The following is a 14,614-nucleotide window of genomic DNA, read 5'->3' on the forward strand; positions in this document are numbered from 1 at the left end:
TGTTCGGTATACTTTTTACGTCATTTAGACAATCAAGGAGTCCGTATGTTACCAAGCACAATTCGTTTCAAACTTTATATATCAGCTTCTATTTTAACTTTTGTTGCCATTTTTGTTGGTTTATTGGGATTGTACAATCTTAACAATGAAAATGAAAATTTTAAATCAGTCTATGAAGATCGTATTGTTCCCTTAAAGCAGCTCAAGATTATTTCGGATTTATACGCAATCAATATTGTCGATACGGTACATAAAACAAATGCTCAGGCATTAAGTTATGATGATGCCTTTAAGTCAATAAAAAACGCTAGAACGACCATTGCTAAAACGTGGAGTTCATACATTGCTACAAAATTAACGACAGAAGAAGAAAAACTTGCAGAAACAGCTCAAAAACTGTTTATCCCTGCTGAGCGTATGGTTGATGAACTTTTATCTGTCATTGAAAAAAAAGATAAAGAGAAATTGGCGTATATTGGTGCAAAAGAGTTGTATCCAGCGATTGATCCTATAACTGCATCTATTGGCGATTTAGTAGATCTCCAAATAAATGAGTCTGAAAAAAGTTATTTAGAAGCGGTTTCTCATTATGAGTTTACTAAACTATTTTTTAGTGCTGTACTCATTCTTGGTATTGGATTTGGTGTTCTCATCATAGGTTATACAATTCAAACGATTATTAGCTCGCTTAATGCACTGAAAGATAAGATGGTTTATATTGAGACCAATAAAGATTTTTCTCAAAAAATCCAATTAAAACACCGAGATGAGTTACAAGAGCTTGCTATCACATTCAATGCCCTTATAGAGTCTGTTAGCCATGCGCTTTCCGACGCTAAACATATGGCACATGAAAATGCGACAGTATCGGAAGAGCTTTCTATGACATCCTTACAAATTGGTAAAAGTACGGAAGAAACCGTCTCACAGATGAACGCAACCATAGCGACTACTGAGTCAGTTGTTCACATATTACAACAGGGTGAAGCTAGTTCGGAGGAATCTGGAAAAGTTATTGCTGAAATGACAGAAGAGATCAATAGTGCCGCAAGCAATGTTTTAAATGTTTCTCATGATTTGGAAGATGTTGTGGTGTCCCAGTCTGACCTTTCTGAAAGGTTAGAAAGACTGTATCAAGAAATAGACCAAGTTAAAAATGTACTCTTGGTGATTAATGATATTGCCGATCAGACAAATTTATTGGCACTTAACGCAGCGATAGAAGCAGCACGTGCAGGAGAACATGGTCGTGGCTTTGCTGTTGTTGCCGATGAAGTTCGAAAATTGGCTGAACATACCCAAAAAAGTTTGAATGAGAGTAATTCCACTGTTCAGGTGATTATTCAATCAGTGAGTACATCGGTCGAATTAATGCAAAAAAATGCCCAAAATATTAAAATGCTTAGCGGTCGTGCCAAAGAGACAGAAGCATTGATGCGTATTAGTGTCAGCAATGTTGCAAATGCTAAGATAATTGCTGAACGAACAGCCGAAGATGCTAAAAAAGGAAGGAAACAAGCAAGCGAGGTCATCGAAAGAATTCATACGATTCATCAAATTTCTACAACCAATGCTCGAAGTGTAGAAGAGATTGCCTCAGCATCAGAACATTTAGCAAAACTATCAGAAGAGCTAAGTACCACAATTTCTCAATTCAAAACAGCTTAATAAGCCTCTACCGAGGCTTATTATTTACTCTTTTTTGTTTAAAAAGGTTTCGATCTCTTCAATGGCTTTTTTGTTGGAGAGGTTAAACTTAATCTCAATACGTCTGGATGCCTCTTTATCTTCCACCCCATTTTTCAAAATAAGATCGCTGTAAGCCCTACCATTGGCACTGAGGTATTTTTGAAGCATAGCGGTGCGTTTTTCATCTAAAGAGTAGATAAATGCCATCACCGAATATGCACGTTTTTGGGAAAGATCAAGGTTGTGCATATAACTTCCATCAGAGTCAGTATGTCCTTCAATGACGATATGATCGATATTTTCACGTATAGTATCATCATTGAGCAGTACATCGAGGTATGGTTGGAGTGTCTCTTTGAGCTGTTTTTTGGCTTCTGGTTTAAGCTCATACGAATCGACAGCAAAAAGTACGGAAGCTGGCAAACGAATGGCTCCACTGTTAGGGTCGATGTTGATTTTTTTGCCCAGTTTCTCTTTAAGTTCTTGTACCACTTTAATGCGAATACCCGTGAGGTTTTTAATACGTGCTTTCGTGAGATTAAGATCTTCCACCAACTGTTGATGTGATGCCGTACTTTCCAAAAGCTTGGCACTTAAAAGCTCAAGCTCGCCGTCTTTGAGTTTGAGGGTTTGCGTTGTCGTACCAAGCTCCATTTGACTTGCTACAAGTTCACCTTTAACTTCATCGCGGGCAAGTTCGGTGTCGAGCAGAAGCTTCTTGAGGTTTTCGATTTCTCTATCTGAAAGTTGCAATTTTGCAGTAGCTTCATCGAGGTTGCTCTCTTTTTGCATGAGTAACTCTTGCGCGATTTGCAAAGAGGAACTTGTTACGTTCATATCGGCACTGAGGCGTAAGAAGTCACGTTTTTTCTGTGAGAGTTCTTGTTGGTTTAGGTGCAAAACGCGTGTTTGCTCTTCGAGGTCATTTTTAATGCCTTTCAGATCGGTCTGCACGTAAACATACTTCACGACAATCGCCCCAATGAGCAAGATAAACACAAAAAGCAATCCTGCCATTAAGTCCGCATACGAGACCCAGAAGTTTTGGTCAGAACTTCGTGAACGGTTGTAACGCATTATTTTAACGCATCCATTTTTTGGATGATCTCTTCGGTTTCAGCATCGATGATTTTAAGGCTCTCTTTCAGCGACTCAACCTCTTCGTTTGGCGCACTCTCTATACGTGCTGCACTGGCTTCTTTAAGTGCTCTTAACACCTCCAAGTTGGTGGCGATCATCTCTTCATTGCCTTCAACTATTTTCCCGTGTAATGCCATTGTCTTTTCATTGAAAAGGTCCAGTTGCTTCACCATGTCTTCGTGGACAAGGGCTAAATCTCGTTGTTTTTCTTGTGAGCGAGCAAGTGCTTCCATACCTTCTTTGATGTGCTCAGCCCCTCGTTTAACGGCTTGGGCTTCAAGGGAAAGCATATTGTCAAAAAGGCTAAATTTTGACTCGATTGTTTGACCTAAATGCTCAAAAAAGTCATTGGAGCTTAAGCGTTCAAACATCTTACCAATGCGCTCAAAGTGTTGGAGATTTTCTTGTAAATAAGCTTGTTCTATCTCTTCTTTTGTCCAAAAAAGTGCAGCAGTTGAGCTTTGGATGGTCGCAACTTCTCTATCAAAACGGCTAAGACCTCTTTTTTCAAAGAAAATCCACCACAATGAAAGCAAAATACCATAAATAGAGACATAAAAAGCAGTTCCCACACCACTGAGCAAAAGTGAAATTTCATTTTCAAGTGCACCCGCTGTTTGGGATGAAAAGTCAGGCAAGGTTAACGCAATAGAAATAAACGTACCCAAAATACCCATCGTAGGGAAAATAGAAGCCGCTACTGAAGCGTAGTTGTCGTTGCGAATCCCTTTAGCATAGGTGTCGATGAAATTTTCAAAAGAGGCATTGGACTTAAGTTTATCGCCTATGGGCATTAAATTTTTGGAGACATATGCGTGCAGTTCATTTTCAAACTCTTTAGAGTAACGTCGAAACGTACAGACACCAAACTCGCCATTGTGCTTTGCAAAAATGAGCGCAACAATGTAAATAAACCCAATAAGCACGATACTGTGAACGCCTACTTTAAAATGCAAAATCCCTAAATAACCGAGCAAAAAGTAAACGTAAGCCAAGGTTGGCAACAAAATGAGCTTGAGGTAAACCAAAGCACAGTTACGTTTTGGCGACTCGAGCGTGGCTAGATTTTGGAGTGTTTCGTTCATATCTTCTTGCATTAAAAAGCCTTTGTGTTAGATCAATTTATTTCTTTACCTACATTATAACGCGCCTTTATATACAGATGCTTAACAAGGGTGAAAAAGGCACTATTAACGTGGAATTAATCTTAAAAGACTACAATTTTTCATATCAAAAAAAGATCGTCTCACCTCACTAAACGCGCGTTTTACACATACCAAGGTGGTCAAATGTCTTCAAAAATACCTAAGTTAGATCGTCACAGTGTCAAGTCTTTGCTCAAAAACACACTCTTAAATACCATTGAAAACATCGCAACGCATTTGAGTGATTTTTTAGAGAACCATGAGCCCGAAAGCTTACACCAATACCGTGTTAACGTGCGTATGGCACGTTCTGTTTGCTTGGAATTTAGCGAATTTATGGAAGAAAAGCGTAAATTTAATTTAGAAAAAATCCTCAAAACACTCCAAAAAGAGACAAACGATATGCGTGACCTCGATGTCTTTTTAGAGTGCATAGAAGCGTATAAAAGTATGGTTAATCCTTCGTGTTTGAACGAGTTTCAAGACTTGGAAATGAAGCTTAGAATGGAAAAAGAAGAAGCGTATAATACCTTTGAAGCGAAATTCACTCAGGCATTTAAAGAGGACTTAATCGCACAACTGCAAGCCATCCAAAGCGATAATAAGCTCTGTCTTCCAAAATCGGAAGAAAAGATATACAAATACGTCAAAGAGATACTCTTAGCGCGTCTTAAAAAGATCGCTAAGGCTTCTCAAAAACTAAGCTTAGATTCGCCCAATGCACATTTTCACAAGCTCAGACTTCACTACAAAAAGCTTCGTTACAACACCGATGCCATCAAACTCAATCAGTTTTCAAAAAGTTTTAAACCCATTCAAACCGCTTTTGGGCGAGTGCAAGATAAAAACAGCCAAATCGAGCGCATCAAACGCTACAATACACAAAACAGTACGTGTTTAGAGCAGATCGCCGCTCTTTTAGAGCAAGAACTCATCGCCGATAAACAAGCGTGCATCGAAAAATCCAGTAAAGAGAACATCGCAAAAATGCAAAACACCATTCAAAAAACCTTTACACATAAAGCCAAATAGCCGTGCCAAATTTAGAATTTATTGCTCATTATCCTGAGCATCTCAAAGATCAAATCCGCCGTCTCATTCACGAAAAAAAGCTTGGTGCATACCTGCTTTCAAAGTACTCCACAACCCATAACATTTCAAGTGACAAAGCGCTTTATGCTTATGTTATGGAGCTTAGAAGTGAATTTTTGCGCAAAAGTGAGCCTATAACCAAAGTGCTTTACGATGGAAAAATAAGCGACATCAACGACGCGTTAGGACTGCACCGTGTCACCATCAAAAACCACGGAGGACGTCTGCGAAGTAAAAGTGAAATCCGCGTGGCATCGGTGTTTAAAAATACCCCTGAAGCCTTTTTACGCATGATAGTCGTGCATGAACTTTCCCACCTCAAAGAAAGGGAGCACAATAAAGCTTTTTATGCCATGTGTGAAAAAATGGAGCCAAGCTACCACCAACTCGAATTTGATGTCAGGCTCTATATGACACATTTGGAGTTGTTTGGGAAGTTGTACTAAAGAAGTTTTATGTGTTGCACCGTTGTCTATACGAGTCAAAAAATAAGGAAAATCATCTATGTCCCAAATGCCAATCTCTCTTGAACCTATGCACTCAAAATTCACTCCCGCTGTGTGTGAATTGCTTACCACACGGTTTCGACGGAACTTTAAACAATGCCAATCCTTAAGTGATGCACAGTTAACACATTTTTTTGAAAAACAGTTAGCGGCTTCTTTGTTAGATGCATCTGCCCATCACATGATCGCTCTATGCGATGACAAAGTGGTAGGAAGCCTTTTTCTTACATGGAAAACTGAGTTCGATCAACCTAAAAAACAATACACCTTTGTTTCAAAAGAACATTTAGCGTTGTTTGGGAAATGGGACTTTTTAAAACTCGGGCTTTCGCTTCATCTCTTAGCACACAAACCCCAACTGCAAGAGTGTTACATCGCACATCTTTTGGGGCATTCCCAAGAAAGCGAAAGTAGGGTTGAAACAGCACTGCTTCAATACGCCAATGATTTTGCTCACAACGACGCTCGTTTTGATCTTTTAACCGTACACGCTGCAGGAAAGGACGAAGAATCCATACGTTTGTATGCAAAATATTTTTTCAAAACGTGTCTGCAAAAAAGTAGTCTAACACGTTCTGTTTTCTTCGGCGACGCTCGATGGAACTTTATGACGTTGCCATTGAAGTAAGCAAGATAGTTCACTATAATAAACTGAGTCGTAAATAAAAGGATTTTATATGAAAAGCTCCCAATTTCCCCTTTACATTGTAGATGCCTTCACCAGAGAACTCTTTCGCGGCAATCAAGCCGCAGTTGTGCCACTCGATAGTTGGTTACCAGAATCTGTCATGCAAAATATCGCTTCTGAAAACAACCTCTCAGAGACAGCCTTTTTTGTGCGAAACGATGCAGGTGTGTATGAGATACGTTGGTTCTCGCCGCTTAAAGAGATTGATTTTTGTGGTCATGCGACGTTGGCGAGTGCGTATGTCATTTTCAATCATCTGGGTGAGAAAGAACGCATCACTTTTTGGGCAAAAGCGGTCAATACGGTTGAAGTCCACGAAAAAGAAAATGGGCTCATCGAGATGAGTTTTCCTAACCGTGCGCCAGACGTTGTGAGTGAAGTGCCAGAAGCCCTAAATACTGGGCTTTCTATAAAGCCTTTGGAATTTCATAAAAACCAACAAGCCTATTTTGCGGTCTATGCAAGTGAAGATGATGTTAAAAATGTTGTGCCTGACCTTGAAAAGCTCAAAACACTTGCACCATTTGATGTCGTGGTAACGGCTCCTAGTCATGCGTATGACTTTGCTTCACGTTACTTTTGGCCTGCCAATGGGGGTGTTGAAGACCCTGTAACGGGTTCTATTCATGCAGGGCTTGCACCGTTTTGGGCAAAACGCTTAGGTAAAAATGAGCTGATAGCACTACAAGCTTCACAACGTACGGGTGTACTGTACTGTCGCGTGAGTGAAGAGCGCATCTTTATCTCGGGAGCTTGCAAAGAGTATTTGGAAGGTAACATTAGCATTATGTATTAATGAAAAGGCATCATTTTTTGGCATTCCCTTTAAGCAGTAGCAATGTTGAAATAGCTGAAATTCCAATGCCTACAAGCACTTCTCCTGAAAGTGTTATACCATCCAAGAGAAAAAGCAGTAATGCAATGGTCGCAGGACTGAGGTATATATACGCCATAACTTTTTTAGGACCGATGGCAATGGTTGCTTTTTGGTACAAATAGACAGTAAAAAAAGTCGCAACAATCGCCAAGTAGAGTAAATAATTTAAAGACTCTAAACCTATAGTCGTCCATTCTAAGGGGATGCTGAAGATGAGGAGTGCGCATAACATCCAAAAAGAGCCTCCTACAAGAGTCATGAAAACAAGCACACTGAGTTCATCGTCTGTGCGGTGTAAATATTTCATCGTAATAGAATAAATCGCCATGCTTATAACAGCTCCTAGGTATATGAGATCGCCTTTGCCCAGTGTAAAATGAAGCAATAACGTAACATCACCTTTAAAAACAACGATCAGTGTTCCAACGATACCAAAAAAGTAAATACCAAGTTGAGCCTTACTGATGCGCTCTTTAAAGAAGAAAATGCATAAAATGCCTGTTATAAGCGGTACAAGTGTATAGAGTGTTCCAGTGTTGAGCGCTGTGGTGTACTCAAGTGCTTTAAAAAAGGCGATAAAGTAAAGCGCGTAAAAAAAGCTGATAATGAGCGCTCTTGGAATGGTACGAAGTATGTGCGAACGCTTTTTAGGGTTTAACAGCACAAAGGGTGCAAGAACAAGGGACGCGATGATAAAACGAAGCAGATTGAGTGAAATGGGATGAATGACGCCTGCTAGTTTTTTAGAGATAATAAATGAGCCTGCAACAAGCAATGTCGCAAGAAGCACCATAAGATGGGCTTTAAATCCGTTTGTCATACCAATCCTTGAACTAAAATGAGCGTTATGGTAGCGGGTTTAAAAACGGTTGTCATTTACCTATGTTAAGATTTTTACGAATACGGCTTAATTGAGTGGGCGTAATGCCAAGATGTGTAGCGATGTGGTACTGTGAAATTCTTGTTTCGATTTGTGGATATTTATCTATAAAGTTTTGGTAACGCGTTGTGGCGTTATCGATGATGAGCGAGATTTCATTTTTTTCTTTTTCAATAATCCAATTTTGCTCTAAGTACCCAATATAAAAGTTTTTAAACGCTTCTTGTGTGTCGATAAGATGACGATAGCCTTTATAGTCTATTTCGATGACAGTACTAGGTTCAAGTGCTTCGATGCACAAATAAGAGTTCTCTCCTTTAAGCAGTGAAACAACAGACGCTGAAAAGTAGTTTTCCATAAAAAGATTTTTGTTATAAGTTGTACCATTTTCGTGAAGATAATAAGTACGCAATAGCCCTTTACAGATAAAATAAATAGCACTAGCCGGTGTGTAATTGTCTTGCAGTAAATCGCCTTTTGCGACATTTTTTAGTTTGAGATACGGTCTAAAAAGTACAAAATCTTTGTGGCTTATGGGTGCATAACGGTTTAACACCTCATAAAACTGCTCCCAAAATTTTGTTTCATTTTCCATACCATTCTCCTTTTAAAAACCGTTTTATCATAACGCATTTTAGGTGACATGTAAAGCAGTAAAGCTTATTTTTCAAGCACGAATTTTGCGTGAGTATGGGTATAATGACGACTCATTTAAAATTGTAGGAAGACGTATGGTAGCTTTGATCGCACTTGGGTTACTCTCAGCCCTGTTTTTTAGCTCAACATTTGTGTTAAATCGTTTGATGAGTTTAGAAGGCGGTCATTGGGTCTGGTCAGCTTCACTTCGTTATGTTTTTATGATTGTTTTTTTACTCATAGTGATTCGTCTTTTTCAAGGTAAAAAGCCATTGAGCGAACTGTTAAAGCTTTTTAGAGAACATTGGCTTTTTTGGACGGTTGCTGGAAGCATAGGTTTTGGTTGTTTTTACGCTCTTTTGTGCTTTAGCGCAGACTATGCGCCGGGATGGGTCATAGCCGCTACTTGGCAACTGACTATCATCGCTTCGTTGTTTGTTCTCATGCTTTTTGGACGAACTTTTCCCAAACGCATTTGGGTTTTTTCAACTATTATCGTCATCGGGGTAGGGCTTGTCAACACGTCACATACCATTGAGCATTTTCACTTTGTTGAGTTTGCAAAAGGGGCTTTTCCTGTACTGATTGCAGCGTTTTGCTATCCATTTGGGAATCAACTCGTATGGGAGTCAAAACATGGGCACAAACATTTCCCAAAGATCGATTCGGCGTTACTTGACAATGCTTTTAACAAAGTCTTTTTGCTCTCGTTAGGCTCACTCCCTTTTTGGGTGTTGCTTGTTGTATGCATTCGCCCATCTGCACCGACGTTTGGGCAGGTGTTTAACACCTCTTTGGTTGCATTGCTCTCTGGTCTTGTTGCCACCACACTGTTTTTACTCGCGCGCCACCGCGCACACAAATCCAGTGAATTGGCGGCTGTTGATGCAACACAAGCCAGTGAAGTCATCTTTGCACTTATAGGAGAGATGCTTTTTTTAGGTACAGAATTACCCAATGCGCAAGCGTGGATTGGCATCAGTTTAGTGTTTATAGGGCTTGGTTTTTTTATCTATTTTCAAGAAAAAAAAAGCGCTATTCACGATTAATTCATAATAATGCGTTACAATACCGCAAAAGTTTATAAGGATTTTTGAAATGAAAACGCTTAAAAAAGCATGTTTGGTTTTAGGATTGGCTTTAGGAGTTTATGTGTACGCAGAAACTCCTAAAATGACACTTCCTTTTAACATCACCCCTGAGATGTACGCCTCTTTTATGGCACAAAATTTAGCAGGGAATTTGCCTAAAACCTTTAAACATAAAGATTTGTCATTGGTGGTCAACAAAGTACACGCAGAGCAAAATAAAGTCTTTTTTGATTCAACGACAAAGCAGTATAAAGAAATTCTTGCAGAGCTTAACAAGTACCATACTTTGCCAGATGATCTCAAAAAACAGTGTAAAGATTTTTCTCAAATTGCTATGGTGAACAAAGGCGTGGAGTACTACTTAAGTGTTGAAGAAAATGAGAAAAAATTTATAGTAAAGTATGACAAAGACGCTTGTTCAGACAATTTTGACCCAGCGCAAAAGATCTATATAGGCGGTTATAATCGCTATGGTTTTGATATCAATGGCGTCAACAAAAAAGACACACTTGCTAAAAAAGCGAGCAATTAATTAACGAACGCAGTTACGCCCCGCGTCTTTCGCTTCGTAGAGCTTTTCATCTGCTTGGATGTAAAGCTCATCAAAGCGTTTGATGTGTGGGGCAAGCATAGAAAGTCCGATACTCACTGTAAAATTGAGTGATTTCCCATTTTTTAATGTTACCGCTAGATGGCTCATCTCACGACACAATGTTTCAAGCTTTTTGTGTGCTTCTTCTTGGGTTACATGTAAGAGTAAAAAGGCAAACTCCTCACCACCTAAACGTCCTACAAGGTCAGTCTCTCTAAATGCATGATTTAAAGCGTGACTAATAGCTTGAAGTACGGCATCGCCCGCTGGATGTCCGAACGTATCGTTGATATTTTTAAAATGGTCGATGTCAAGAATAGCAAAGCAGATAGACTCATCATAACGCAAGGCACGTTGCAGCTCTTTTTCTGCTTCTTTCAAAAAGTAGCCACGGTTGTGAAGTCCTGTAAGGGTGTCCGTTTGGGCAAGGTACTGTAACTCTTTTTCAAGAACTTTGCGTCTGTCTATCTCTTCTTTTAGGAGAATTTGCTCAAAACAAAGCGCTTCATGTGTCTGTGTAGACTCTTCTTGAAAACGAGAGCGATGGTACTCAATCCAACTGCTAATAGTCATTACCATCATATAAGAGATACAAAAACGCACTTGAAAAGGAGTATGATAAATCGTTTGCATTTCAGGGACAAAGAAAAAAAGCCCTATGACCATCATTAAAAAGAAAAAACTCCAGATAAATCCTAAGCGATTGCCAAACAAGAAGATAATACCAATAGGATAACAGTATGCCCATAAAATGCGTGATTGCTCTGTGTCAGCATAGATGATGTAACCCAGTAACGAAACGAGAATGAGATTTGCAGGGTGGTAAAAAAGATAGGTTTTATCTGTCTTGTGAATGAGAAAAAGTGTACCTAGCAAATAGAATGAAAGAAAAGTAATGCCACCTGCAATAATAAATTCATGTTTGAAACTGTTGTAGAGTCCAAGTCCTATAGCAAGAGGTAAAATCATAAGTGTTACCCAGACGTAATGATTGAGTCTCGCTAATTGATCTTCGTTATGGACTGGCGATTTTGCAACAATAAGATCAACAGTTTGCTGAATATGTTTCGCAAATATGAGCATCAATCTTCTTTATGATAGAGTAGCTACTATTATAGACCACTCAAGCTTGTTTATATGTAAAGATAATTCCCTACTCACCAAAGTTTTTATCTGCTCCTACCAATGTGATACTTTTCATTAACGCACGCAGTTACGTCCTGCATTTTTTGCTTGGTAGAGCTTTTCATCTGCTTGAATGTACAGTTCATCAAAGCGTTTGACCTGTGGTGTAAACATCGCCAATCCAATACAGACAGTGACACTCAGTGTTTTTCTACCATCGTAAGGAACGTTGAGTTCACTTATTTCTTGTCTTAATTTTTCCATCTTTGCTCTCGCTTCATCTGCGTTTACATGTAAAAGTAAGAAAGCAAACTCTTCACCACCAAGACGTGCTACAAGGTCTGTTCCTCGTATGGTAAGAAGGCAGTGCTTTGCTATGCTTTGCAGAACACTATCGCCTATGGGATGCCCAAATGTATCGTTGATATGTTTAAAATGGTCTATATCAAGGATCGCAAAACAAAGAGAAGTGTTATAGCGTTGAGCGCGTTTGAGCTCTTTTTCGGCGGACTCTAAAAAGTAACCTCGGTTGTAAAGAGAGGTAAGAGGATCCGTTCTGGCAAGTCGTTTAAGCTCTTTTTCCAATATTTTGCGTCTTTCTATCTCCTCTTTAAGTAATTTTTGCTCTAAAAAAAGTGCTTGATGAGAGCGAGCCCCATGGTATTCCACCCAACTGCTAATAATCGCTACAACAAGATACGAGATACCAAAACGTACTTGAAAAGGGATACTGTAAATGGTGTGAATTTCAGGGAGAAAAAGAAAAAGCCCAATGATCATGCCTAAAAGTAAACAGCTCCATAAAAAGCCAAGGCGATGCCCCAATAAAAAGATGATACCAATAGGATAGATATAGGCCCAAAGAATGCGGGAGTTTTCTGCATCGGCATGAAATACCATAAAAAGAACCAAAAAAGCGTAGAGAAGATTGGCACTATGGTAAAGCAGATAGGTCTTTTGGATGGTGGGAATAAGAAAGAGTGAGCCAACCATATGCCCTGAAAAAAGGATAATCAAAATGGCTAGAGTATAGTTGTGAATGTAGATATTGTATGCGCCTGAACAAAATGCAACAGGCAACATTAAAAGGGCGATCCAGACATAATGGTTGAGCCTAAAAATCTCGTCTTCATTATGTGTGAGTGCTTTTGCGACAATAAGATCAACTAAATGTTGAATTTTTTTGGCCAATATAATCATCTCAGCCCCCTTTTTCAAATTGTACATCAGCTATGTGACAAAGGTGTTGTATGGAGAAAAAAACGCTATGGAAGAAATGACACAATGAAGCATTAAGGCGTAAGTGTTTTTATCCATATTTTTTTTAGAAGCATTACTGCATCGTCTATCTCCGTTTCTTGCAATCCGCCAAAGCCCATTTTTAGGGCTTCCCATGCTTCACCATAGTCATCGCTTCCTAGATAAAGTTTTACGCCTTCTTTGAGGGCATTAACACGTAACTTTTGAAGATCTATACTGATGGTTGGACGCACCATGATGGCAAGTCCACCGCCTTCGCTGATAATCTCTATATCATCGCCAAACACATTTTTAAGGGTCTCTCTCATCAGGTCATGCTTTTTTCGGTTGAGTGTGCGCATTTTACGTAAATGACGCTCCCAATGCCCCTCTTTCATAAAAAGCTCTAATGTTGCCTGTGTGGAAAGTGCCACGCAGCATCGAAGATGATGTGTATGAGCTAAAGTTTTATACGTTTCCAAATAACGATGTGGAAGTACAAGGTAACTGACCCGAAGTGCAGGAGAGAGTGATTTTGAAAAGGTTCCAACATACATAACACGGTCATCGTTATCAAGCCCTTGGAGTGAGGGAATAGGGCGATTTTGGTACCTAAGTTCACTGTCGTAGTCATCTTCGATGATGATCCCACCAACTCTCTTTGCCCAATTTAAGAGCTTGATGCGGTTTGAAATGGGCATATTGACCCCTGTTGGGTACTGATGCGAAGGGGTAATGTAAACCAGTTTCGCCTTGGTTGCTTCGAGTTTATCGACATCTAAGCCGTTATGATTGATGTCAATAGGTGTCAAAGCATAACCATAATCTCCAAAAATCTGACCCGTGACAGGATACCCAGGATACTCAATAGCAATCTCATGTAACTGTTCCACAAACAGTGCTGCTATAAGGTTCATGGAGTCTGTAAACCCTCCGCAGACAACGATTTGTGAAGCATCGCAAACAACACCACGGGATTTGATAAGGTAGTTTGAGATCTCATCTCGCAGTCCTCTTTCACCTTGCCTATCGCCATATTTTCCAAAATCCAATTTTGCTTCCATTGCCTTGATGAAAAGGCGTTTCCAAAGTTTTAAAGGAAATGTATCGGGGGTTAATCGCGCGGGAAAAAAATCATAACGTAAAGCCGTTTGCGATAACTCGTGCTTCTTTTGCATCACAGCGGTATCATGATGCGTTTCCAGTAAAGTATCGGCAACAAAATAGCCACTTTTGGGAATACTCTCGATGTAGCCTTCGGTGTAGAGCTGTTTGTAGGCCAATTCAACCGTATTTTTGCTGATTTTGTATTCTAAAGCGATTTTACGAACAGAGGGGAGTTTTGCACCCGCTTTTAAATGGTGTGAAATCTCATCTTTAATGGCATCGTAGAGTTGTATATAAAGAGGTTTGCTTGATTCTTTTTCTAAGATGTACATAACTGACCCCTAAAATATTTAATAAACTGGCTCTTGTGTAGAGTACAGTTTGAGAATATAATACCGAAATTATGATTTAAATTAATTTTATGGAGTATCCAATGATTTCTGAGACGTTAAAGAGTGTTATGCAAAAAGAGGGCGTTGTTGCCATCGTCGCCCAAGGAAAAGAGTTTCCACATGTTGTCAACACGTGGCATTCTTATGTCAGTGTAGGTAAAGAGAGTTTTATCGTTCCAGTAGGTGGAATGCATGGCATGGAAGAGGCGTTAAACCATGATGAGAGAGTCTTGGTAACGGTTGGGAGTAAAGAGGTTGAGGGTCTGCATGGGATGGGAACAGGGTTCTTGCTGAGTGGTCATGCGAAGATGATTTCTGATGGTGAGGAGTACGATCTTATGCAAAAGCGCTATCCTTGGGCAAGAGCTATTATGAACATTACTATTTTAAATGCCACTCAAACAGTCTAGGAAAA

The 14,614-nt window shown here is 39.6% G+C and carries 15 protein-coding genes; 8 read left to right on the top strand and 7 right to left on the bottom strand.

The window, feature by feature from the left end; all coding sequences use genetic code 11:
* Positions 1-45 precede the first annotated feature (45 nt).
* Positions 46-1,668 (top strand): methyl-accepting chemotaxis protein, encoded by a 1,623-nt coding sequence (locus tag V7Q04_RS05185; protein WP_333803863.1) that lies wholly within the window; start codon positions 46-48, stop codon positions 1,666-1,668.
* 24 nt (positions 1,669-1,692) lie between these two features.
* Here the strand turns inward: V7Q04_RS05185 and V7Q04_RS05190 are convergent, their stop codons facing one another.
* Both V7Q04_RS05190 and V7Q04_RS05195 read right to left on the bottom strand, forming a co-directional pair.
* Positions 1,693-2,766 (bottom strand): OmpA family protein, encoded by a 1,074-nt coding sequence (locus tag V7Q04_RS05190; protein WP_333803864.1) that lies wholly within the window; start codon positions 2,764-2,766, stop codon positions 1,693-1,695.
* Positions 2,766-3,926: a MotA/TolQ/ExbB proton channel family protein gene (locus V7Q04_RS05195; RefSeq protein WP_333803865.1), complete on the bottom strand. Its 1,161-nt coding sequence runs from the start codon at positions 3,924-3,926 to the stop codon at positions 2,766-2,768. The genes V7Q04_RS05190 and V7Q04_RS05195 overlap by 1 nt, the downstream gene beginning before the upstream one ends.
* Before the next feature lie 192 nt (positions 3,927-4,118).
* Here V7Q04_RS05195 and V7Q04_RS05200 point away from each other — a divergent pair, with 192 nt between their 5' ends.
* Genes V7Q04_RS05200 through V7Q04_RS05215 form a run of 4 tightly spaced genes read left to right on the top strand, consistent with a single transcriptional unit; the run spans position 4,119 to position 7,056 of the window.
* The gene (locus V7Q04_RS05200) at positions 4,119-5,006 is read left to right on the top strand and encodes a CHAD domain-containing protein (protein WP_333803866.1); all 888 of its coding nucleotides are present in this window, start codon (positions 4,119-4,121) and stop codon (positions 5,004-5,006) included.
* A gap of 2 nt (positions 5,007-5,008) precedes the next feature.
* Positions 5,009-5,512, top strand: a complete 504-nt coding sequence (locus V7Q04_RS05205) for a M48 metallopeptidase family protein (protein ID WP_333803867.1) — start codon at positions 5,009-5,011, stop codon at positions 5,510-5,512.
* Positions 5,513-5,570: 58 nt separating this feature from the next.
* A complete protein-coding gene (locus V7Q04_RS05210) occupies positions 5,571-6,200 on the top strand; it encodes a hypothetical protein (RefSeq protein ID WP_333803868.1) in 630 nt (209 codons plus the stop codon).
* A gap of 49 nt (positions 6,201-6,249) precedes the next feature.
* A complete protein-coding gene (locus V7Q04_RS05215; protein ID WP_333803869.1) occupies positions 6,250-7,056 on the top strand; it encodes a PhzF family phenazine biosynthesis protein in 807 nt (268 codons plus the stop codon).
* A 10-nt stretch (positions 7,057-7,066) separates the two neighbouring features.
* On the opposite strand, the gene V7Q04_RS05220 is transcribed toward V7Q04_RS05215, so the two are convergent.
* Positions 7,067-7,957 carry a DMT family transporter gene (locus V7Q04_RS05220; protein WP_333803870.1) on the bottom strand — a complete coding sequence of 297 codons (891 nt, stop codon included), beginning with the start codon at positions 7,955-7,957 and terminating at the stop codon, positions 7,067-7,069.
* 52 nt (positions 7,958-8,009) lie between these two features.
* The gene (locus tag V7Q04_RS05225) at positions 8,010-8,612 is read right to left on the bottom strand and encodes a Crp/Fnr family transcriptional regulator (RefSeq protein WP_333803871.1); all 603 of its coding nucleotides are present in this window, start codon (positions 8,610-8,612) and stop codon (positions 8,010-8,012) included.
* 136 nt (positions 8,613-8,748) lie between these two features.
* Between V7Q04_RS05225 and V7Q04_RS05230 the strand changes: the two genes are divergently transcribed.
* Positions 8,749-9,702, top strand: a complete 954-nt coding sequence (locus V7Q04_RS05230) for a DMT family transporter (protein ID WP_333803872.1) — start codon at positions 8,749-8,751, stop codon at positions 9,700-9,702.
* A gap of 49 nt (positions 9,703-9,751) precedes the next feature.
* Positions 9,752-10,276: a hypothetical protein gene (locus V7Q04_RS05235; RefSeq protein WP_333803873.1), complete on the top strand. Its 525-nt coding sequence runs from the start codon at positions 9,752-9,754 to the stop codon at positions 10,274-10,276.
* Here the strand turns inward: V7Q04_RS05235 and V7Q04_RS05240 are convergent, their stop codons facing one another.
* From V7Q04_RS05240 to pdxR, 3 genes are all read right to left on the bottom strand, one after another.
* A complete protein-coding gene (locus V7Q04_RS05240) occupies positions 10,277-11,419 on the bottom strand; it encodes a GGDEF domain-containing protein (RefSeq protein ID WP_333803874.1) in 1,143 nt (380 codons plus the stop codon).
* 117 nt (positions 11,420-11,536) lie between these two features.
* Positions 11,537-12,661 (bottom strand): GGDEF domain-containing protein, encoded by a 1,125-nt coding sequence (locus tag V7Q04_RS05245; RefSeq protein WP_333803875.1) that lies wholly within the window; start codon positions 12,659-12,661, stop codon positions 11,537-11,539.
* 92 nt (positions 12,662-12,753) lie between these two features.
* Positions 12,754-14,139, bottom strand: coding sequence for a MocR-like pyridoxine biosynthesis transcription factor PdxR (pdxR, locus tag V7Q04_RS05250; protein WP_333803876.1), 1,386 nt, complete (start codon positions 14,137-14,139; stop codon positions 12,754-12,756).
* Positions 14,140-14,240: 101 nt separating this feature from the next.
* Here pdxR and V7Q04_RS05255 point away from each other — a divergent pair, with 101 nt between their 5' ends.
* Entirely contained in the window at positions 14,241-14,609 is a 369-nt protein-coding gene (locus V7Q04_RS05255; RefSeq protein WP_333803877.1) for an FMN-binding protein, read from the top strand.
* Positions 14,610-14,614 lie beyond the last annotated feature (5 nt).

It is taken from the genome of Sulfurospirillum sp. (assembly GCF_036802865.1).
Classification (GTDB): domain Bacteria; phylum Campylobacterota; class Campylobacteria; order Campylobacterales; family Sulfurospirillaceae; genus Sulfurospirillum.

What these genes read in the sequence shown, in the direction of transcription:
- V7Q04_RS05185 (WP_333803863.1), top strand. Translation starts at nt 46, where the DNA reads ATGTTACCAAGCACAATTCGTTTCAAACTTTATATATCAGCTTCTATT.
- V7Q04_RS05190 (WP_333803864.1), bottom strand. Translation starts at nt 2,766, where the DNA reads ATGCGTTACAACCGTTCACGAAGTTCTGACCAAAACTTCTGGGTCTCG.
- V7Q04_RS05195 (WP_333803865.1), bottom strand. Translation starts at nt 3,926, where the DNA reads ATGCAAGAAGATATGAACGAAACACTCCAAAATCTAGCCACGCTCGAG.
- V7Q04_RS05200 (WP_333803866.1), top strand. Translation starts at nt 4,119, where the DNA reads ATGTCTTCAAAAATACCTAAGTTAGATCGTCACAGTGTCAAGTCTTTG.
- V7Q04_RS05210 (WP_333803868.1), top strand. Translation starts at nt 5,571, where the DNA reads ATGTCCCAAATGCCAATCTCTCTTGAACCTATGCACTCAAAATTCACT.
- V7Q04_RS05215 (WP_333803869.1), top strand. Translation starts at nt 6,250, where the DNA reads ATGAAAAGCTCCCAATTTCCCCTTTACATTGTAGATGCCTTCACCAGA.
- V7Q04_RS05220 (WP_333803870.1), bottom strand. Translation starts at nt 7,957, where the DNA reads ATGACAAACGGATTTAAAGCCCATCTTATGGTGCTTCTTGCGACATTG.
- V7Q04_RS05225 (WP_333803871.1), bottom strand. Translation starts at nt 8,612, where the DNA reads ATGGAAAATGAAACAAAATTTTGGGAGCAGTTTTATGAGGTGTTAAAC.
- V7Q04_RS05230 (WP_333803872.1), top strand. Translation starts at nt 8,749, where the DNA reads ATGGTAGCTTTGATCGCACTTGGGTTACTCTCAGCCCTGTTTTTTAGC.
- V7Q04_RS05235 (WP_333803873.1), top strand. Translation starts at nt 9,752, where the DNA reads ATGAAAACGCTTAAAAAAGCATGTTTGGTTTTAGGATTGGCTTTAGGA.
- V7Q04_RS05240 (WP_333803874.1), bottom strand. Translation starts at nt 11,419, where the DNA reads ATGCTCATATTTGCGAAACATATTCAGCAAACTGTTGATCTTATTGTT.
- V7Q04_RS05245 (WP_333803875.1), bottom strand. Translation starts at nt 12,661, where the DNA reads ATGATTATATTGGCCAAAAAAATTCAACATTTAGTTGATCTTATTGTC.
- pdxR (WP_333803876.1), bottom strand. Translation starts at nt 14,139, where the DNA reads ATGTACATCTTAGAAAAAGAATCAAGCAAACCTCTTTATATACAACTC.
- V7Q04_RS05255 (WP_333803877.1), top strand. Translation starts at nt 14,241, where the DNA reads ATGATTTCTGAGACGTTAAAGAGTGTTATGCAAAAAGAGGGCGTTGTT.